We start from the raw sequence: 17,379 nt of genomic DNA on the forward strand, positions 1-17,379 counted from the left end.
AGGCCGAAGCGGCCGCTCCGGCGGCTTCCGTGTAGCATGTTCGCCGGAGGGGAGCAGCATTCCGGCCATGATTTTGCTGCGCTGCAACCGCGTGGTAGGATGTGGGGCTGGCCGCTGCAGGGGGACCGTGGGGGACGACCGGGCGGGCGGCACGCCGGGAGCGGGCTTCTTCGAGGTCTGATCATACCGGCGGCTCACAACAGTGGAGTTGCGCCGTGGCCACGCTCGGATCGCAGACCTTCGTCGGACAGTCGGGAACCGAGTACGAGTTCCTGCTCTTTCAGCGCGACACCGAGTTCAAGCAGGCCGGCGCCGTCTATGTCGTGACGATCCGCTACCCGTCGCCGAGCGGCGGCTTCAGCTTTCGCAACGTCTTCATCGGCGAGACCCGCGACCTCTCCGAGCGTCAGCTGAACCACCGCCGCACCGGCTGCTTCGACGCGGTCGGCGCCAATCACGTGTTCGTCTGCCTGGAAGGCAAGGAGGACCGCCGCGAGGCGATCAAGGCCGACCTGCTCGCCGCCTACGAGACGCCCTGCAACGCCAACGGCGACGGCGTGTGCGTCTACCCGAACAACGGCTGCCCGCGGGTGTGGCCGTGGGGACAATGAGTGGCGAGTAGCGAGTGGCGAGTGGCGAGTAGGGAGTAGCGAGTGGCGAGTAGCGAGTGGCGAGTAGGGTAGGGGTCGGGCGAAGAACATTCGCCATTCGCCATTCGCTATTCGCTATTCGCTATTCGCCAGTCGCTACGGGCTGCACCACCACCGACATCCGTCCGGTGCCGGCACGATCGCCGCGGCGTGTGGTCGGCTTCACGGTGATCTCGACGTCGCGGCCGAGGATGGTCAGGAACTCGATCAAGCGACCGATCGAGATCGAGGTCGGCTTGCAGCGCATCAGCGCCGAAACCTGTGGCTGGGTGGTGCCGAGAAGCGCGGCCGCTTCCGACTGGGTCGTCTTGCGGGCGACCAGCAGCCGGTGAATCTCGACCGTCAGCTCGGCTTTCGTCAGCTCGCGAGCCGAGTCCGCGAAGCCGAGATCGGCGAATACGTTGCCGCTGCTCTCCTCGAAAACCTTTGTCATGTCTCGCTCCTCCGGGCTGTGTCGCGGTGGATCGCCTCGGCCGTCCTCAGCCGCTCCTCGATCAGGTCGAGGTCGCGGCGCGGCGTCGCGATGCCGTGCTTCGATTTCTTCTGGAAGACGTGCAGAACGTAGACTGCGGTGGCGAAGCGAACGGTGTAGACTGCCCGATAGGTGCCGCTGCGATCGTCCTCGAGCAGCTCCAAGACGCCGGCTCCACCGAAACCCTTCAGCGGCTTGGCGATCGGCGGGGTGACGCCGGCCTGGGCCGCATAGAGAGCTAGGCCGAAGGTGCGCCGGACGCCCGTCGGCAGGGCCTGCATGTCGCGCCGGGTCGATGCAATCCACACCAATGTTTTCAGCGGGTCGCTCACCTGCCGATTATATAATTTATTATATAGATGCCGCAACCGGCTCCGAGCCTCGGCTCCTCCCCACTCGCTCCTCGCCCCTCAATGCCCGTGCGAGGAGCGCACCGAGCCGGTGACGTCGGCGCTGGCGGTGCGGCCGCCGCGGCCGAGGATCAGCTGGTCGGCGGGCGGCAGGTCGAAGCGCGGCTGCAGGCCGAGCAGCGGTGCGATGCGGGCGATGACCTTGCCGGCCACCGGCGCAGCGTTCCAGCCCGCATTGGCGAACCCGTAGGAGTCCGACGTCGGATGCGGTTCGTCGAGCATGATCAGCACGGCGTAGCGCGGCTTGTCGGCCGGCAGAACGGCGATGAAGTCGGTCAGCAACTTGTTGTGGGCGTAACGACCTCCGACCACCTTCTCGGCCGTGCCGGTCTTGCCGCCGACATAGTAGCCCGACACGTTGGCCTTGCGGCCGGAGCCGACCTCGGCATTGAGCCGCATCAGGTAGCGCATCGCGACCGATGTCTCGGGCTTGATCACCCGCTTGGCGAGCTTCTTTGCCTCTTCCTCGGAGCGCGCGAGGAAGGTCGGCCGGATCAGCCAGCCGCCGTTCACCAGTGCGGCGATGCCCATCAGCGCCTGCAGCGGTGCGACCGACAGGCCGTGGCCGAACGAGATCGTGATGGTGTTGAGCTCGCCCCAGCGCTTCGGCACGATCGGCTCGGCGCTCTCCGGCAGCTCGGTGCGCAGCCGGTCGAGCTGGCCCATCTTGCGCAGGTACGCCTTGTGGCCCTCGACGCCGACCGCGAGCGCCAATTTGGCCGCGCCGATGTTCGACGAATAGGTGAACACCTCGGGCAGCGTCAACGTTCGGTTCTGGGCGTGCGAGTCGTGGATCTTGAATCTGCCCCAGTGCATCGGGCCGCGGGCGTCGACGGTCGAGTTGAGCGAGAACTTGCCGCCGTCCAGTGCCATCCCGAGGGTGAGCACCTTGAAGGTCGAGCCCATCTCGAACACGCCCGTGGTCAGTCGGTTGATGCGGTCGGGGTCGAGCGCCTCCTTCGGATTGTTGGGGTCGTAGTCCGGATAGGAGACGAGGGCGACGATCTCGCCGGTGTTGACGTCGAGCACGACGCCGGCGGCCGCCTTGGTCCGGTAGCGAGCGTACGCCTGTTCCAGCTCGTCGTGCAGGGCGTGCTGGACCCGCAGGTCGACCGACAGGCGCAGCGGTTCCTGCTGGCGGTCGGAGGCGAAGCCGGCGCGGTGGAGGTCGGCGAGCCCGTTGCTGTCGAGATATTTTTCCAGGCCGGCGATGCCCTGGTTGTCGACGTTGACGTGGCCGATCAGGTGCGACACCTCGCGGCCGTTCGGATAGACGCGCTTGTTCTCCTTGAGGAAGCCGACGCCGGGAATGCCCAGCCGGTGGATCTCCTTCTGCTGCTTGGGGGAGATCTCGCGCTTCAGCCAAGCGAAGCCGCGCTTGGAGCCGAGCCGCTCGCGCAGCTCGTGGGTGTCGAGGTCCGGCATCACGGCGGTGAGCAGCTCGACCGCCTCGTCGGCATCGATCAGCCGGCGCGGCTCGGCGAACAGCGAGGGCACCTTGAGGTCGGTCGCGAGGATCTCGCCGTTGCGGTCGAGGATGTCGGGGCGGGCGGTCGCCACCGCGTCGCTGCCGCCGACCCGGCGGCCGATATGGGTGTCGGGCACCGCGGCGTACAGCACCAGCCGGCCGGCGATGATCGCGTAGATCGAGGCGAAGACGAGGGCGGCGAGGCCGATGCGGGCGCGCGCCTTGCGGGTGCGGTCGATCGAGCGGTCGTAGAGAAGGTGCTGGATGACGCGGCGGTGCCACGGCATCTGCTCGGCTTCACCGGAATGCGGGGCACCGGGATGCGGGCTGCCGGTGGCGGGCCGGGGGTCGGACGGCGTCATGGCTTTCTCCCGAACAGCGGATCGGCGGCCGGGGCGACGATGCCCGAGGCCGGCACCAGCGCATCGAGGCCGGCGGGGAGGCCGGCGGCGACGCCGGTGCTCGGCGCGGATCCGGTGGTGGGCGGGGTCGTGCCGGCGTCCGCACGCGCGGCGGGCGCGGCGGCGGAGGCGTCGTCCGGGACCGTCTCGGACGAGACCGGCCCGGCCGAGCCCGTGTCGGACGCCGCCGCGGGCGAGCCCGCGGGCCGGCCGATGCTGCCGGTGATGCCGGCGCCGGCGAGGATGTCGGCGATCGGGTCGACCGGCGGCTCGGGCGGGGCGGGGCGCATCGGGATCTTGTCGACCGGCTCCATCTGGCGGCCGTCGAGCAGCTGGAGCGTCAGATGGCGCTGGGCGAGCGCCTGGATGCGGGCGGGATTGTCGAGCTTGGCGGCTTCCGCGCGCAGCGCCGCGGCGGCCTCGCGCTCGTGGGCGATCTCGGCGCGCAGCTTGCCGACCTGCTCGGCCTCCACCGTCGCCTCGAACTTGATCTTGTAGACCCAGGCGGCGGCCGCGATCAGCAGGATCGCCACCACGAGATTGAGGAGCCGCATGGTCAGCCTCGCAAGATGTCGTCGAGGGTGGGCACCGAGGGCAGCGGGGGCTCGCGCCGCTGGGCGGCGGCGGTGGTGCGCTCGCCGGCGCGCAGCTTTGCCGAGCGCGCGCGCGGATTGGCGGCGACCTCCGCCTCGTCGGCGATCACCGGCTTCTTGGTCAGCACCGTGAAGGAGGGCGGCTCGCGCACCGCCTCCGGCTGGTGGCGCGACACGCCGGGCCCGCCGGCGCGGTCGGCGAGGAAGGTCTTCACCATCCGGTCTTCCAGCGAGTGGAACGAGACGACCACCAGCCGGCCGCCCGGCGCCAGCACCCGCTCGGCGGCGACGAGAGCCGCGGCGAGCTCGCCGAGCTCGTCGTTCACCAGCATGCGCAGCGCCTGGAAGGTGCGGGTCGCGGGGTGGATCTCGCCAGGACGGGAATGCACCACCGAGCCGACCACCTCCGACAGCGCGCGGGTGGTGCGGATCGGCGATTCCGCGCGGGCACGGGCGATCGCGCGGGCGACCGAGCGGGCGTAACGCTCCTCGCCGAGCGTCCCGATCACATGGGCGAGGTCGCGCTCGGAGGCGTTGGCGACGACGTCGGCGGCGGTCGGGCCGTCGGCGCCCATGCGCATGTCGAGCGGGCCGTCGTTGCGGAAGGAGAAGCCGCGGTCGGGGTCGTCGATCTGCATCGAGGAGACGCCGAGATCGAGCACCACGCCGTCGACGAGACCTTCGGTGACCTCGTCGAGCACGGAGAAGGTGGATTCGATCAGCGTCAGGCGGCCGCCCGAGGCGTCCACCAGCCCGAAGCCGCCGGCGATCGCGGTGCGGTCGCGGTCGAGGCCGATCACCGTCGCGCCGGGCGCGGCGTCGAGGATTTGGCGGGTGTAGCCGCCCGCCCCGAAGGTGCCGTCGATGTAGCGCCCGCCGTCGCGGACCCCGAGAAAGGAGACCGCCGCCGGGGCGAGCACGGGAACGTGGCGGACCGGTCCGCCAGCGACACCCTCGGGGGTGTCGCGGCCCGCCGTCATTCCCGTGCTCCGTCGCCCGCGGCGCGGCGCTCGGAACCCAGCCGCTTCGTCGTGGCGCGCACCGTTGCAGTGGCCTTTGCTAGATGCGCGCGGAAGGCTTCCGGTTCCCAGATTTGAAACTTGTGACCCAGTCCGACGAACGTCACCGCGTCCCGGACCCCCGCGTGGCTTCTCGCCATCTCCGTCAACACCACGCGCCCCTCGCCGTCGATCCGCAAGGTCTCGCTCGTGCCGTAGAGCGCGACCAGAAATTCCTCCCGCTCGTCCGAGTAGGGCGGAAACCGTGCGATCAGGCTGTCGATCTCGGCGAGCAGCGCGTGCCCGCCGGCGTCGACCGCCGGTCGGTCCAGACTCGGATAGCAGTACAACCCCTCGAACCCGTCGCGGGCGAGCACCGCACGGAAGGGCGCCGGAATCGACACCCGTCCCTTCGAATCGAGCCGCGCCGTGAAATTCCCCACGAAGCGGTCCATCCGAGCGCGCACTCCACTCCCGTACGACGCGTGCCCCGTACGCCCCCCGACCGCCCGCCGCGCCGGCGGAGACGGATCGACACATTAACGCTGGGTAATGTTGGGATACCATGGGACTGTATGGGCGTCAATGGATTCCCGGGTGCGCTCCCGCCGAACACGCGACACCTCGATTAGCAGCGGTTAAACTTAAGGAAGTGTTGCGGGCCGCGGGGGGCGACGGCGACCATGCGGATTGCTCTGATCAGCGACATACACGCCAACCGGGAGGCGCTCGAGGCGTGCCTCGCCCACGCGGCGCGGGCGGGCGTCGACCGCTACGTGTTTCTCGGCGATTATGTCGGCTACGGCGCCGACCCCGAATGGGTGCTCGACACGGTGATGGAGCACGTCGCGCGCGGGGCGGTGGCGGTGCTCGGCAACCACGACGCCGCGGCGATCGGCTCCAGCGAGGGCATGAACGCGCAGGCGACCGAGGCGATCGACTGGACGCGCGGGCGGCTGTCGGCCGCGCACCGCGACTTTCTCGCGAAGCTGCCGCTGACGGTGGAGCAGGGCGCCGTGGTCTATGTGCACGCCAATCCGGTGGCGCCGGCCGGCTGGGACTACGTGTCCGACCTGTTTTCCGCCTCGCGCTGCCTGATCGGCACCTCCGCCCACGTCACCTTCTGCGGCCACACCCACCTGCCGAGCCTCTTCCACATGTCGGCGACCGGCAAGTTCGCGAGCTTCGATCCGGTCGACCGGGTGGAGATCCCGCTCACCACGCGGCGGCGCTGGCTCGCGGTGATCGGCTCGGTCGGGCAGCCGCGCGACGACAACCCGGCCGCCTGCTACGCGCTGTTGGACGATTCGACCTTCGTGCTGACCTATGTGCGGGTGCCCTACGACATCGACACGGCGGCCGGAAAAATCCGCGACGCCGGGCTGCCGCTCGCTCTCGCCTATCGGCTCTACAAGGGGAGGTGAGGGTGGCACCGCCGGCCGTGCGCAACATCGTCGTCCGTAAAAGACATCCGGTGCCGTGATGGACGTGCGCTCGCTCGCGGTCGGCCGGGTGATCGACGGCTTTCGCCTCGAGGCGCAGCTCGAGCCCGGCGGCATGGCCGATTTCTGGCGCGTGTCTCGCGCGCCGTCGGCAGAGGAAAACGGCGGGGCGCAGCCGGCGACCAGTGCCAATAAAATTCCGCTCCTTATGAAAATTCCGCTGATGCGGCGGGGCGACGACCCGCTCACCATCGTCGGCTTCGAGCAGGAGCAGATGATTCTCTCGCGGCTGTCCGGCCCGCACGTGCCGAAATTCGTCGCGGCCGGCGATTTCGAGCGCCCTTATATCGTGATGGAGGAGGTGCCCGGCCGCTCGCTGAAGGCTTTGCTCGGGCAGACGCCGCTGTCGGCGGAGGAGGTCGCCCATATCGGCGCGGCGATCGCCGAGGCGTTGCACAGCATCCATCATCAGCACGTGACGCATCTCGACGTGAAGCCGAGCAACGTGATTCTGCGCGAGGACGGCACTGCCGTGCTGATCGATTTCGGCCTGTCGCGTCACGACCAGCTGCCCGACCTGATCGCCGAGGAGTTCGACGAGCCGGTCGGCACCGGCGGCTATGTCGCGCCCGAGCAGGTGCGCCGCGTGCGCGGCGATCCGAGGAGCGACATTTTTTCGCTCGGCGTCACGCTCTATTTCCTCGCCACCGGCGAGCGGCCGTTCGGCGAGCCCGAGCGCGAGGTCGAATGGCGCCGCCGGCTGTGGCGCGATCCGTTTCCGCCGCGCCGCTGGAACGCGCTGGTGCCGCCGTGGCTGCAGGAGATCGTCCTGCATTGCCTCGAGATCGAGCCCGACGCGCGCTACTCCACCGCGGCGCAGCTCTTGTTCGATCTGCAGCATCCCGAGCAGGTGGTGCTGACCGAGCGCGCGGCGCGGCGCGACCGCGACCGCCCGCTCGCGGTGTTCTCACGCTGGCTCGGCGCCCGGCATTCCGTGACCAGAAAGGCGCGCAGCATCGCCGGCGTGCTCGACCGCTCGCCGATCGTGATGGCGGCGATCGACCTGACGGCGGCCGACGATCTCGCCGACACGCTGCTGGTCGCGCTGCGCCGTCTGCTCGAGACCGAGCCGGACGCCCGGCTCGCCTGCGTCAACGTGCTGAAGACCTCGCGCATCGCGCTCGATCCGCTGGAGGACGTGCAGGGCCGCAATCCGCATCTCCAGCGTCTGGTCGAGCTGAAGCACTGGGCGCGCGTGCTGCCGCTCGATCCCGGCCGCATCACGTATCATGTCTTCGAGTCGCCCGATCCCGCCGCGGCGATCGTCGAGTACGCGCGCAACAACAAGGTCGATCACATCGTGATGGGCGCGCGCGGAAGCTCGCCGCTACGACGTTACCTCGGTAGCGTGTCGGCGCAGGTGGTCGCGCAAGCCCCCTGCACCGTGACGGTGGTACGTCGCTCCACCGCGTCCGGCGGGGCCGAGTGAGCGTTCGCCGCCGGGATGCGCCGGCGTCTTTCCGTGTGTGCGACCACTCGGTGGGACCACTTGGCGGCGACGTCGCGAAACGAGGTGCGGAACTGCCTTCCGGCCGCCGGGTTGTCTGGGCACGGGACGTGGACACGCGATCCCGTTCGGTTCATCGACCAGGAGGCAATCCATATGATCCGCACTCTCGTGACCGCCGCGGCGGTGAGTGGTCTCATGATGTCGACCGCGCTCGCGCAGGCTCCCTCGACCGGCGCGCAATCGCCGGCGGCGAAATCCGGCATGCAGAGCAGCCAGTCCGGCTCCGCCAACGCGCAGGCGATCACCCAGCAGGGCCCGAACCAGTGGCTCGCCTCGAAATTCATGGGCACCGACGTGATCGGCACCGACGACAACAAGATCGGTGACGTGAGCGACGTGCTGTTCGACAAGCAGGGCAAGGTCGAGGCGCTGGTGGTCGGCGTCGGCGGCTTCCTCGGCATCGGCCAGAAGGACATCGCGCTGCCGCTGTCGTCGTTCGACGTGATCGCCGCCAAGAGCGGCAGCAACAACACGAGCTCCGATCAGCTGCGGCTGTCCATGACCAAGGATCAGCTCACGCAGCTCGCCGAGTTCAAGAGCAAGGACGACCAGTCCTCGACCACCACCGGCTCTGCCCCGAACGCCACCGGCACCGGTTCGTCGACCGGCACCGGCACGGGCACCGGCATGGGCGCGGGTGGCGGCAGCAACACCACGACGCCGTCGAGCCGCTGATCGGGTCTCGCTCTCACCGACGATCGCGTGGGGCGGCCGGGGATGTTTCCCCGCGCCGCTCTGCGCGTTTTGGTGTGTCGAGTTCGTGTGTGGCGCCTGCGCCGCGGCCGTGGCGGCCGACGCGCGGCGGGGATAAAACGTCCGTCACGAGAGGCATCGGCGGCTCGACGAGAACGGACGTCATGATGAAAACGACGACGGTGCGCAGGCGCCTCGCCGGCCGCACGGCGGGGACGGCACAGGGGGCAGGGGCCGCGGTCGGGCGGGCAGACGTCGCGGGGGCGGAGGGCGCATCGTGTCGGTGATGCCGAACGAGCCGCCCGATTCGCCGCTCGTCGCGCGCGTCGTTCCCTCGCCCAATCGTGAGCCGCGGGTCGGCGTTTCCGCGCCCGACATTCTTCTCCTGCACTACACCGGCATGGCCGACACCGACGAGGCCCTCGCGCGGCTGTGCGATCCGGCGGCGAAAGTCTCGTCGCATCATCTCGTGCGCGAGGACGGCACCGTGCTGCAGCTCGTCCCCGAGCATTTGCGCGCCTGGCATGCCGGGCTGTCGTCGTGGGAGGGGGTGGCCGACGTCAATTCCCGCTCGATCGGCATCGAGATCGCCAATCCCGGCCACGATTTCGGCTGCCCGCCGTTTCCCGAGCGGCAGATCGCCGCGGTGATCGCGCTCTGCGCCGACATCTGCCGGCGCTGGCGCATCCGCCCCGACCGGGTGCTGGCGCATTCCGATGTCGCGCCGACCCGCAAGCGCGATCCCGGCGAGACATTTCCGTGGGAGAGTCTCGCACGCGAGGGCGTCGGGCTGTGGGTCGCCTCGGCGCCGCTCGACACGCCGGGGGCGGCGCTGTCGCCGGGCGACGCGGGGGACGCGGTGCTCGCGCTGCAGCGCGACCTCGCCGCCTTCGGCTACGGCGTGGCGCCGACCGGCCGCTACGACGATCTCACCGTCGCGGTGGTCACGGCGCTGCAGCGGCACTTTCGTCCCGCGCGGGTGGACGGAGTGGCCGATGCCTCGACCCGGCAGACGCTTTCGCGCGTGCTCGAGATGTCCGGGTCGATTCTGCGGGTGACGGAGGCCCGGCCGGGCCTTGCCTGATTCGTTGATTGCGTCCTTCGGTTCACAGGGTTCTTGCATCGCGGCATCTTTGTCGCGCGGCTGGGGACGACTAGATGCCGGGCAGCGGCTGCAATCCCCGGCAGTCGACGTCCAAGGAATGAATTGATGTCCGTAAATTCTGTCCGTACCCAGGCCGACGCCCAGAGCCGAGAGAGCAAGACGAAGGGCTGGGCGTCGCGCGCGCTCGCGGCGTTCCTGGCGTCGTCCCATGCGCATTACAACGGCCCGAACATCTGAACACCGCTCGCGCCGCGCCCGGCGATCGGCCGGGCGTGGCGGGCAGTCGGCCCGGTCGACCGCGCGTCAATCCTCCGGCCGGCTCCAGCCGCTCGCCTTGGCCCGCCACGGCGCGTCGGAGAAGCGCTCCACCAGAAAGTCGATGAAGACGCGCACCTTCAGCATGCGGTGCCGGCCCTGCGGATAGACCGCCGACAGCGGCACCGGCTCGACCAGGTGATACTGCGTCAGGAGCGGCACCAGCTCGCCGCGCCGCACCGAGTTCCCCACCAGAAGATCGCTCAGATGGACGAGGCCGGCGCCGCCGACCGCCAGCCGCAACGCCGCCTCGGCGTCGTCCACCACCAGCCGGCCGCGCGCCTCGAAGGTGCGAATCTCGTTGCCGTCGCGAAACGGCCACTGGTTGATCGACGGCACCGAGCTCAGCACGATGCATTCGTGGCCCTCGAGGTCGGCCGGCGTCTTCGGCATGCCGCGTGCCTTGAGATAGGCGGGGGCGCCGAAAATGCCGCGCTCGGTGGTCGCGAAGCGCCGCGCCACCAGCGAGCGGTCGGCGATCGGGCCGAGGCAGATCGCCACGTCGGCGTTCTCGACCAGGTTGTCGACCCGGTCGGTGACCCTGATCTCGATCTCGATCTCCGGATAGCGCGCGAAGAAGTCGGGCAGCTCGCGGGCCAGCTCGTGCAGCATGAACGCCGATCCGGAGTTCAGCCGCAGCAGGCCGCGCGGCGTGGTGCTCGCCCGTGCGACCTCGGTCTCGGCGTCGTCGATCGCCGACAGGATGTCGCGCGCGCGCACGAGATAAGTCTCGCCTTCCGGGGTGAGGGCGAGGCGCCGCGTTGTGCGGTGCAACAAGCGGACCCCGAGGCGGTCCTCGAGGCGGGACACCAGCTTCGACACGGCCGACGGCGTGAGGTCGAGATCGTCCGCCGCGGCCGAGAAGCTGCCGCGCTGGATCACCTGGACGAAGGCGCGCATGTCGGAAATCTGGTCCATAATTCGTTCCGCAAATTCGCGAATGGTTTTCTTGCGTGATGGATTATATCACGACCGTTTTCGAATACATTCTCCCCAACGACGTTATCAAGGATTTCCATCATGTCCGACACCGCATACCGGCCGACCGCCGCGCGGACCCCGCTCCGAGCCGGCAAGGCCGGCGACGCCACGCGCGCCAAGAAGGGTCTTTTCCGCACTGCAAACGACCTGCTCCACACCGCCTTCGGCGCTGCACACTACGACACCGCGACCGCCCGCAAGAACCCGCGGCCGATCCGTACCTGGACGCCGAACGGCTGGTGCTGAGCGCACGCTGATCGTCTCGTCGACCGGGCACGTCGGGCGTCTGCCCCCGCCCTCGAGGCTCGGTCGCGCGAAAGGCCCGGTGGGGTGACCCGCCGGGCTTTTTCGATTCCATGGCAGGGGCTCGGGCAGGGGCTCGCCGGCGAAGCTCTGGTTCATTGTTTCGCCGCGGCACGGTCCGGACGCGATTCGTTTCGCCGTCGGCCCATTTCGCGAAATTCGATCCGCCCGTTCCAAGATCGCTTTCCGCGCCGCACCATTGTTCTTTGCGGCCGGTGAATTATCGTAACAGTTCAGAACTTCGTCGAGGAGATCGTCATGCACCCCCGTCATCCCTTGTCTCACGCCGCGGCCCAGGGGCTGATGCATCGCGCCCGGTTCGATCAGCCGCTCGGCCTCGCCACCCTCGCCAAGACCGGCTACTGCGCCGCCGGCGAGTTCTTCCGCGACACCTTCCGGGCCGCCCATTTCGCGCCCTCGCCGCTGCGGGTGCGCCAGAAGCTCGCGACGCCGCGCATCCTCGGCCGGTCGATCTGACCCCGGAGGCGCAGGAAAAAATTCTCGGTCGGCGCGGTGCGGGCCCCCCGTCCCGCGCACGCCGGCCGAACAGGAGGGGGAGGCGCGGTCTTGACGTCGCAGCCGCGCCTCCCCATTCCTTGTCCGTCAGTCGGCCGGACGGCCGTCCCGGCCATCGCCGAAAGGCGGCCGGGGAGGAAAGTCCGGGCTCCATGGACATACGGTGCCGGATAAGGTCCGGCGGGGGCGACCCCAGGGACAGTGCCACAGAGAACAGACCGCCGCGGCGCGTTGCGTTTTTGTCGCGGTAAGGGTGAAACGGTGCGGTAAGAGCGCACCGCGCGTCCGGCAACGGAGGCGGCACGGCAAACCCCACCGGGAGCAAAACCGAATAGGGACGACGTCGCGGTGCAAGCCGCGGGACCGATGTCCGGGTCCAGTCGTCCGGGTTGGTCGCTAGAGGCGCCGGGCGACCGGCGTCCCAGAGGAATGGCCGTCGCGCGGAGCGGGTTTCCCGCCCCGCCCTACAGAACCCGGCTTACAGGCCGGCTGATCGTTTGGGGGCCCGACCGGGAGACCGGCCGGGCCCCCGCCCGTTTTCGGGCCATCTGCTTCTTTCGAGCGACCTGCTTCTTTCGAGCCACGTGCTTCGATCCCGCCTTCGCAATTCACCGTGCCGGCGGGTCGCGAACGATGCCGAACACGTGATCGCCCGATTCATGCCGCCTTCCCGTCACGGTGATGAACGCCCGTTCACGCGCGCGCTCGGTCGCCGAAGGGGGCCGGCGAATTCGCCGGGAACGACCTCCGCCGCCTCACGTTCACCCGGTGCGTATGTGCGACGCAATCCAGAGGAGGCATTCATGCACAAGCAGACGTTTGCAGCGGCGGCCCTCGCGCTCGCCCTGGCGGCGCCCTCGCTGGCGTACGCCCAGAACGATCCGGTGAGCGGCGCGGCGGTCGGCGCCGAGCGTGGCGGAACCACCGGCGGCCCGCTCGGCGCGGCGGTCGGTGCTGCGGCCGGTGCGGTCGGCGGCGCCGCCAACATGGTGCTCGGCCCGCCCCCGGCCGAGGTTCGCACCTATGTCGTGAAGGAGCGGTCTCCGTCGGTTCGGGTCGAGGAGCACATCGCGGTCGGCGAGACGCTGCCGCCGCGGGTGACGCTGCACAAGGTGCCGAAGCACACCTCGTACAGCTACGCCGTCGTCAACAACCGCCATGTCGTGGTCGATCCGCGCACCCGCCGGGTGATCGAGATCTACGACTGACGCTTTTTCGCGACCCTGTCCGGGTCGTGACACGGTGATGCGAGACGCCCGTCGGGACGCCGTCCCGGCGGGCGTTTCGTCGTATCGCGCTTTTTTCGGCGCAGCTTCGAGCCGTTCCAAACGAGCGAGCGTATTTGTCGGTTTTCGGCGCGGCGGATTGTCGGGTATCGCCTCTTTAGAAGCGTTCTTTCAGCGAACCTATTGTAGTCTGTACGGACCCCTTCGAGGTAAAAACCGGTTGAACGCCGGGCGCGTCCGAATTATCCACGGTTCCATTCAAGAGTTCTGGAAGAGAGCCGCGTCTCGACCTTGGCGCGGACCGAAGAACTGTTGCCGACCGCCGAGTTGAAGAACGACGAGTTGAAGAGCGAAAGAGATGAGCGTCAACGTGATTTTCGGCTCCGACGGTGGAGCCACCAAGGCGGTCGCCTCGCGCATCGCCAAGCGCGTCCAGGGCAAGGCGATCGACATCGCCGCCGCCACCCCGGCCGATTTCGAGAATTGCAGCCTGCTGATCCTCGGCTCGCCGACCTACGGCGCCGGCGACCTGCAGGCCGACTGGGAGGACCATCTCGACAAGCTGACCGGCGCCGATCTCGCCGGCAAGAAGGTGGCGCTGTTCGGCACCGGCGACCAGATGGGCTATCCCGACAGCTTCGTCGACGCGATGGGCATTCTCTACGACCACGTGGTGGCGCAGGGCGCGACCGTGGTCGGCTTCACCGACACCGCGGGCTACGACTACATCGCCTCGAAGGCGGAGCGCGACGGCAAGTTCGTCGGGCTGGCGCTCGACGAGGACGGCGAAGCCTCCAAGACCGACAAGAGGATCACGGCATGGATCAGCAGCCTCGCCTGAGCTCCGTCATGGGCATCTTTCAGCATCACCTCTACGAGCTGTCGAAGGGGATGCGGCCGCTGGTGCTGATGACGCTGACCGGCGAGACGGCGCCGCCGGTGGTCGCGCGGCTGAAGTCGGCCGGCATCGCCCATTACGTGCACGAGGCCTGCCACACCCGGCTCAACGTGGTGTTCGGCCGGCCGGCGGCGGTCGAGGCGGCGCGGCGCTTCATGGTGGGGCCGCTGTGCGACCTATCGCCCGAGCACGACTTCATGCTGGGCGTGCTGCTCGGCTACGACCGCGAGCAGCAGTGCCAGCGCTATCTCGCCCGCGCCGAAGCCGCCGCCGCGCCGGCCGGTCCCGGAGCGGTGGAGGAGCACGCTGTGCCCGCCGGCCCGGTGGTGATTCACTGAATCGTCGCTCGGGACGAGACGGCGAGTGGCGAGTGGCGAATGGCGAGTGTCGTCGACCCGTCATCCCGAGGTGCGAGCCGAGCGAGCCTCGAAGGATGTCCGTCAGAGCGCCCGGCCATCCGGGACGACGCCCGGGCCCCTGTGATCGGAGCGAGACCGAGAAAAGAATTCGTGACGGCCGGCATCTCGGTTCCCGCCGGTCGCACGGAGCCGGTGCCCGGACGGCGTGTTGTTCGCGCCGCTCCGGGCGACCGGCGCTGTTTTGGCAAGGAAACCAACGGCGACAGAGTTCGACCTCGTCCCGAGATCGGCACTTGTATGCCCAAGTCGGCTACAGCCGACCTGGGTGCCCGCGTCTCGAAGGGCGAGGGCACTGGCCGGGCCTCATCCTTCGAGACGGCCGCTTCGCGGTCCCCGGGACGCGGTCACAGTCTCTCGCCGTTGGCATGAGACAGCCTCCCTAGAAGTCGGCCTGCAAGAGCCAAAAAAGTCTCCATCTCCCTCGTCCCCGCCGATGCGGCGACCCAGGAGCCACACGCGCCGCCCTCCGCCGCCCCAGCTCCCGCGCCTTCGAAATTTTTCGTTAAGATCCGCGCAACCATAATGCCGCCGGACCGGCTCCGAGCGCCGGGCGTCCGAGGAGACCTCATGGTATCGCGCGCCGAACGCACCCCGTTCGCCGACTGGTGGTGGACGGTGGACCGCCTCATGCTGGCCGCGGTCGCGGCCCTCATGCTGGCCGGCATCATCTTCTCGCTGGCCGCCTCGCCGCCGGTCGCCGGCCGCCTCGGGCTCGACGCCTTCTATTTCGTCAACCGCCACATTCTCTACCTGATCCCGGCGACCGCGGTAATGCTGGGCGTGTCGATGCTCGCGCCGCGCACCATCCGCCGGGTGGCGCTGATCGTGTTCGTCGTCAGCGTGGCGATGACGGTCGCGACCCTCTTTTTCGGCGCCGAGGTGAAGGGCGCGCGGCGCTGGATCATCCTCGCCGGCGTCAACATCCAGCCGTCCGAGTTCGTCAAGCCGTCCTTCGTGATCCTGGTGTCGTGGCTGTTCGCCGAATCGCTGCGCAAGTCCGACGTGCCGGCCAACACGCTCGCCTTCGTGCTGCTCGCCACCGTGATCGTGCCCCTGGTGATGCAGCCCGATTTCGGCCAGACCCTGCTCGCCACGCTGGTGTTCTGCGCGCTGTTCTTCATGGCCGGGATGCGCTTCGTCTGGGTGCTGGCGCTGGCCGGCATCGGCGGGGTGGGCGGCTTCGTCGCCTACGAGACGATCCCGCACGTGGCGCGGCGAATCAATCGCTTCCTCGATCCCTCGTCCGGCGATACCTTCCAGGTCGACGCCGCGGTCGAGTCGTTCGTGCGCGGCGGCTGGTTCGGGCGCGGCCCGGGCGAGGGCACCGTCAAGCGGATCCTGCCCGACAGCCACGCCGACTTCGTCTTCGCGGTGGCGGCCGAGGAGTTCGGCATCGTGGTCTGCCTGATGGTGGTGGCGCTGTTCGCCTTCATCGTGCTGCGGGCGCTGCTGCGCGCGCAGCGCAGCGACGACCCGTTCGCCCGCTTCGCCGTCACCGGCCTGGCGATCCTGTTCGGCACCCAGGCCGCCATCAACATGGCGGTCAATCTCGCGCTCATCCCCGCCAAGGGCATGACGCTTCCCTTCATCTCTTACGGCGGCTCGTCGATGATCTCGCTCGCCTACGGCATGGGCATGCTGCTGGCGCTGTCGCGCGAGCAGCCGCGGGCGGAGCTCTTGAGCTCCGACCTCGCGCTGGCGGGACGGCCGCTGTGACCCGCACGAGGATTCCATGACATGCCCGACAGCGATCCGCCGCTGGTGGTGGTGGCCGCGGGCGGCACCGGGGGCCACCTGTTTCCGGCCGAGGCGCTCGCCTGTGCGCTGAAGGCGCGCGGCGTCACCGTCGACCTCGCGACCGATTCCCGCGCCTTCCGCTACGGCGGCGCGTTTCCGGCCCGCGCCACCCACATCGTCCCGAGCGCGACGCTGCAGAGCAAGCGCCCCGCCGACCTCGCAAGAACGGCTTTCACCCTCGGCCGTGGCATCCTCCAGGCGTTCCAGTTGTTCGGGCGGATCACGCCGCGGGCGGTGGTCGGCTTCGGCGGCTACCCGACGCTGCCGCCGCTGCTCGCCGCGACGCTGCGCGGCATCCCGACCGTGATCCACGAGGCGAACGGCATCGCCGGCCGCGCCAACCGCCTGCTCGCGCCGCGCGTGAGCGCGCTCGCCACCGGCTTTCCCGGCATTTTCGGCCACGACCCGCGGCTCGCGGCAAAAGCGACCCACACCGGCAACCCGGTGCGCCCGGCGGTGGTCGAGGCGGCCGCGACGCCCTATCCGGGGGCCGACCAGCCGTTCCGCATCCTGGTGTTCGGCGGCAGCCAGGGTGCCCGCATCATGGCGGAGATCGTGCCGCCGGCGCTCGAGCTTCTGCCCGTGGTGGTGCGCTCGCGCCTCGAGGTGGTGCAGCAGGCCCGCGAGGAGGACCTCTTCCCCGTCGAGGAGGCCTATTCGCGTGCGAGCATTGCCGCCGAGGTGAAGCCGTTCTTCCGCGACCTGCCGGCGCGGATCGCCGCCGCGAATCTCGTGATCTCGCGGGCCGGTGCCTCAACCGTCGCCGAGCTCGCCGCGATCGGCCGGCCGTCGATCCTGGTGCCGCTGCCGCACGCGCTCGACCAGGACCAGATGGCCAATGCCGGCATGCTGGAGAAGGCGGGCGGCGCGCTGCGCATCAAGCAGACGGCGTTCACGCCCGAAAACCTTGCCGCCGAGATCGCCCGGCTCGCCACCGAGCCCGACACGCTGCCGCGCATGGCGGCCGCCGCCAAGGAGATCGGCGTGCTCGACGCCGCCGAGCGGCTGGCCGACCTGGTGCTGAAGATTTCCGGGATTTCGGCGTCGACGCCAGCCGCTGCGAAGGCGGAGGGGGCCGCGCACAAGTCCGCGTAGTGTCGGCGCATCGAATTCGCTAAACAG

The 17,379-nt window shown here is 69.4% G+C and carries 20 protein-coding genes and 1 other RNA gene; 14 read left to right on the forward strand and 7 right to left on the reverse strand.

Going from position 1 to position 17,379, the window contains the following annotated elements; translation table 11 throughout:
* Window positions 1-215 precede the first annotated feature (215 nt).
* Window positions 216-611, forward strand: a complete 396-nt coding sequence (locus A33M_RS02525) for a hypothetical protein (protein WP_008383100.1) — start codon at window positions 216-218, stop codon at window positions 609-611.
* 121 nt (window positions 612-732) lie between these two features.
* On the opposite strand, the gene A33M_RS02530 is transcribed toward A33M_RS02525, so the two are convergent.
* The 6 genes from A33M_RS02530 to A33M_RS02560 all read right to left on the reverse strand — a co-directional run bounded on the left by A33M_RS02530 (window position 733) and on the right by A33M_RS02560 (window position 5,447).
* Complete coding sequence (locus tag A33M_RS02530) at window positions 733-1,083, reverse strand: helix-turn-helix domain-containing protein (RefSeq protein ID WP_008383101.1); 351 nt, start codon at window positions 1,081-1,083, stop codon at window positions 733-735.
* Entirely contained in the window at window positions 1,080-1,454 is a 375-nt protein-coding gene (locus tag A33M_RS02535) for a type II toxin-antitoxin system RelE/ParE family toxin (protein WP_040619004.1), read from the reverse strand. The genes A33M_RS02530 and A33M_RS02535 overlap by 4 nt, the downstream gene beginning before the upstream one ends.
* A 78-nt stretch (window positions 1,455-1,532) precedes the next feature.
* On the reverse strand, window positions 1,533-3,362 hold the full coding sequence (locus A33M_RS02540) for a peptidoglycan D,D-transpeptidase FtsI family protein (RefSeq protein ID WP_008383105.1): 1,830 nt from the start codon (window positions 3,360-3,362) through the stop codon (window positions 1,533-1,535).
* Window positions 3,359-3,955 (reverse strand): cell division protein FtsL, encoded by a 597-nt coding sequence (ftsL, locus tag A33M_RS23400; RefSeq protein ID WP_008383108.1) that lies wholly within the window; start codon window positions 3,953-3,955, stop codon window positions 3,359-3,361. Before ftsL ends, A33M_RS02540 begins: the two co-directional genes overlap by 4 nt.
* Window positions 3,956-3,957: 2 nt before the next feature.
* A complete protein-coding gene (rsmH, locus tag A33M_RS02555; RefSeq protein ID WP_008383110.1) occupies window positions 3,958-4,974 on the reverse strand; it encodes a 16S rRNA (cytosine(1402)-N(4))-methyltransferase RsmH in 1,017 nt (338 codons plus the stop codon).
* Window positions 4,971-5,447: a division/cell wall cluster transcriptional repressor MraZ gene (locus A33M_RS02560; protein WP_008383112.1), complete on the reverse strand. Its 477-nt coding sequence runs from the start codon at window positions 5,445-5,447 to the stop codon at window positions 4,971-4,973. The genes rsmH and A33M_RS02560 overlap by 4 nt, the downstream gene beginning before the upstream one ends.
* Before the next feature lie 228 nt (window positions 5,448-5,675).
* On the opposite strand from A33M_RS02560, the gene A33M_RS02565 reads away from it, so the two are divergent.
* The 5 genes from A33M_RS02565 (at window position 5,676) to A33M_RS25200 (ending at window position 10,039) form a co-directional block, all read left to right on the forward strand.
* Window positions 5,676-6,416: a metallophosphoesterase family protein gene (locus A33M_RS02565; protein WP_008383114.1), complete on the forward strand. Its 741-nt coding sequence runs from the start codon at window positions 5,676-5,678 to the stop codon at window positions 6,414-6,416.
* Between the two features lie 58 nt (window positions 6,417-6,474).
* The gene (locus A33M_RS02570; protein WP_008383116.1) at window positions 6,475-7,923 is read left to right on the forward strand and encodes a serine/threonine protein kinase; all 1,449 of its coding nucleotides are present in this window, start codon (window positions 6,475-6,477) and stop codon (window positions 7,921-7,923) included.
* A 174-nt stretch (window positions 7,924-8,097) separates the two neighbouring features.
* The gene (locus A33M_RS02575; protein ID WP_008383118.1) at window positions 8,098-8,679 is read left to right on the forward strand and encodes a PRC-barrel domain-containing protein; all 582 of its coding nucleotides are present in this window, start codon (window positions 8,098-8,100) and stop codon (window positions 8,677-8,679) included.
* 304 nt (window positions 8,680-8,983) lie between these two features.
* Complete coding sequence (locus A33M_RS02580) at window positions 8,984-9,781, forward strand: N-acetylmuramoyl-L-alanine amidase (protein ID WP_040619024.1); 798 nt, start codon at window positions 8,984-8,986, stop codon at window positions 9,779-9,781.
* Between the two features lie 126 nt (window positions 9,782-9,907).
* Window positions 9,908-10,039, forward strand: a complete 132-nt coding sequence (locus A33M_RS25200) for a hypothetical protein (RefSeq protein ID WP_272943317.1) — start codon at window positions 9,908-9,910, stop codon at window positions 10,037-10,039.
* 66 nt (window positions 10,040-10,105) lie between these two features.
* Here the strand turns inward: A33M_RS25200 and A33M_RS02585 are convergent, their stop codons facing one another.
* On the reverse strand, window positions 10,106-11,035 hold the full coding sequence (locus A33M_RS02585; protein WP_008383123.1) for a LysR family transcriptional regulator: 930 nt from the start codon (window positions 11,033-11,035) through the stop codon (window positions 10,106-10,108).
* Window positions 11,036-11,137: 102 nt separating this feature from the next.
* On the opposite strand from A33M_RS02585, the gene A33M_RS02590 reads away from it, so the two are divergent.
* From A33M_RS02590 to murG, 8 genes are all read left to right on the forward strand, one after another.
* Window positions 11,138-11,344 (forward strand): hypothetical protein, encoded by a 207-nt coding sequence (locus tag A33M_RS02590; protein WP_008383125.1) that lies wholly within the window; start codon window positions 11,138-11,140, stop codon window positions 11,342-11,344.
* 315 nt (window positions 11,345-11,659) lie between these two features.
* The gene (locus tag A33M_RS02595) at window positions 11,660-11,878 is read left to right on the forward strand and encodes a hypothetical protein (RefSeq protein ID WP_008383127.1); all 219 of its coding nucleotides are present in this window, start codon (window positions 11,660-11,662) and stop codon (window positions 11,876-11,878) included.
* Between the two features lie 126 nt (window positions 11,879-12,004).
* Window positions 12,005-12,414: RNase P RNA component class A (gene rnpB, locus A33M_RS22080), an RNA gene on the forward strand.
* A gap of 306 nt (window positions 12,415-12,720) precedes the next feature.
* On the forward strand, window positions 12,721-13,125 hold the full coding sequence (locus tag A33M_RS02600) for a DUF1236 domain-containing protein (protein WP_008383128.1): 405 nt from the start codon (window positions 12,721-12,723) through the stop codon (window positions 13,123-13,125).
* Between the two features lie 376 nt (window positions 13,126-13,501).
* Window positions 13,502-13,984 carry a flavodoxin FldA gene (gene fldA / locus A33M_RS02605; RefSeq protein WP_008383131.1) on the forward strand — a complete coding sequence of 161 codons (483 nt, stop codon included), beginning with the start codon at window positions 13,502-13,504 and terminating at the stop codon, window positions 13,982-13,984.
* Window positions 13,963-14,379, forward strand: a complete 417-nt coding sequence (locus A33M_RS02610; RefSeq protein ID WP_040619011.1) for a DUF2023 family protein — start codon at window positions 13,963-13,965, stop codon at window positions 14,377-14,379. Before fldA ends, A33M_RS02610 begins: the two co-directional genes overlap by 22 nt.
* Before the next feature lie 648 nt (window positions 14,380-15,027).
* Window positions 15,028-16,176, forward strand: a complete 1,149-nt coding sequence (ftsW, locus tag A33M_RS02615) for a putative lipid II flippase FtsW (RefSeq protein WP_008383137.1) — start codon at window positions 15,028-15,030, stop codon at window positions 16,174-16,176.
* Window positions 16,177-16,197: 21 nt separating this feature from the next.
* Window positions 16,198-17,352, forward strand: coding sequence for an undecaprenyldiphospho-muramoylpentapeptide beta-N-acetylglucosaminyltransferase (gene murG / locus A33M_RS02620; protein ID WP_008383139.1), 1,155 nt, complete (start codon window positions 16,198-16,200; stop codon window positions 17,350-17,352).
* The last annotated feature ends 27 nt before the right edge of the window (window positions 17,353-17,379 follow it).

The sequence above is a fragment of the Rhodovulum sp. PH10 genome (genome assembly GCF_000293785.1).
Taxonomy (GTDB): domain Bacteria; phylum Pseudomonadota; class Alphaproteobacteria; order Rhizobiales; family Xanthobacteraceae; genus Rhodoplanes.

What these genes read in the sequence shown, in the direction of transcription:
- A33M_RS02600 (WP_008383128.1), top strand. Translation starts at nt 12,721, where the DNA reads ATGCACAAGCAGACGTTTGCAGCGGCGGCCCTCGCGCTCGCCCTGGCG.
- A33M_RS02575 (WP_008383118.1), top strand. Translation starts at nt 8,098, where the DNA reads ATGATCCGCACTCTCGTGACCGCCGCGGCGGTGAGTGGTCTCATGATG.
- murG (WP_008383139.1), top strand. Translation starts at nt 16,198, where the DNA reads ATGCCCGACAGCGATCCGCCGCTGGTGGTGGTGGCCGCGGGCGGCACC.
- A33M_RS02565 (WP_008383114.1), top strand. Translation starts at nt 5,676, where the DNA reads ATGCGGATTGCTCTGATCAGCGACATACACGCCAACCGGGAGGCGCTC.
- A33M_RS02610 (WP_040619011.1), top strand. Translation starts at nt 13,963, where the DNA reads ATGGATCAGCAGCCTCGCCTGAGCTCCGTCATGGGCATCTTTCAGCAT.
- A33M_RS02590 (WP_008383125.1), top strand. Translation starts at nt 11,138, where the DNA reads ATGTCCGACACCGCATACCGGCCGACCGCCGCGCGGACCCCGCTCCGA.
- A33M_RS02570 (WP_008383116.1), top strand. Translation starts at nt 6,475, where the DNA reads ATGGACGTGCGCTCGCTCGCGGTCGGCCGGGTGATCGACGGCTTTCGC.
- A33M_RS02580 (WP_040619024.1), top strand. Translation starts at nt 8,984, where the DNA reads ATGCCGAACGAGCCGCCCGATTCGCCGCTCGTCGCGCGCGTCGTTCCC.
- A33M_RS02540 (WP_008383105.1), bottom strand. Translation starts at nt 3,362, where the DNA reads ATGACGCCGTCCGACCCCCGGCCCGCCACCGGCAGCCCGCATCCCGGT.
- ftsW (WP_008383137.1), top strand. Translation starts at nt 15,028, where the DNA reads ATGGTATCGCGCGCCGAACGCACCCCGTTCGCCGACTGGTGGTGGACG.
- A33M_RS02585 (WP_008383123.1), bottom strand. Translation starts at nt 11,035, where the DNA reads ATGGACCAGATTTCCGACATGCGCGCCTTCGTCCAGGTGATCCAGCGC.
- fldA (WP_008383131.1), top strand. Translation starts at nt 13,502, where the DNA reads ATGAGCGTCAACGTGATTTTCGGCTCCGACGGTGGAGCCACCAAGGCG.
- ftsL (WP_008383108.1), bottom strand. Translation starts at nt 3,955, where the DNA reads ATGCGGCTCCTCAATCTCGTGGTGGCGATCCTGCTGATCGCGGCCGCC.
- A33M_RS02560 (WP_008383112.1), bottom strand. Translation starts at nt 5,447, where the DNA reads ATGGACCGCTTCGTGGGGAATTTCACGGCGCGGCTCGATTCGAAGGGA.
- A33M_RS02595 (WP_008383127.1), top strand. Translation starts at nt 11,660, where the DNA reads ATGCACCCCCGTCATCCCTTGTCTCACGCCGCGGCCCAGGGGCTGATG.
- rsmH (WP_008383110.1), bottom strand. Translation starts at nt 4,974, where the DNA reads ATGACGGCGGGCCGCGACACCCCCGAGGGTGTCGCTGGCGGACCGGTC.
- A33M_RS02530 (WP_008383101.1), bottom strand. Translation starts at nt 1,083, where the DNA reads ATGACAAAGGTTTTCGAGGAGAGCAGCGGCAACGTATTCGCCGATCTC.
- A33M_RS25200 (WP_272943317.1), top strand. Translation starts at nt 9,908, where the DNA reads ATGTCCGTAAATTCTGTCCGTACCCAGGCCGACGCCCAGAGCCGAGAG.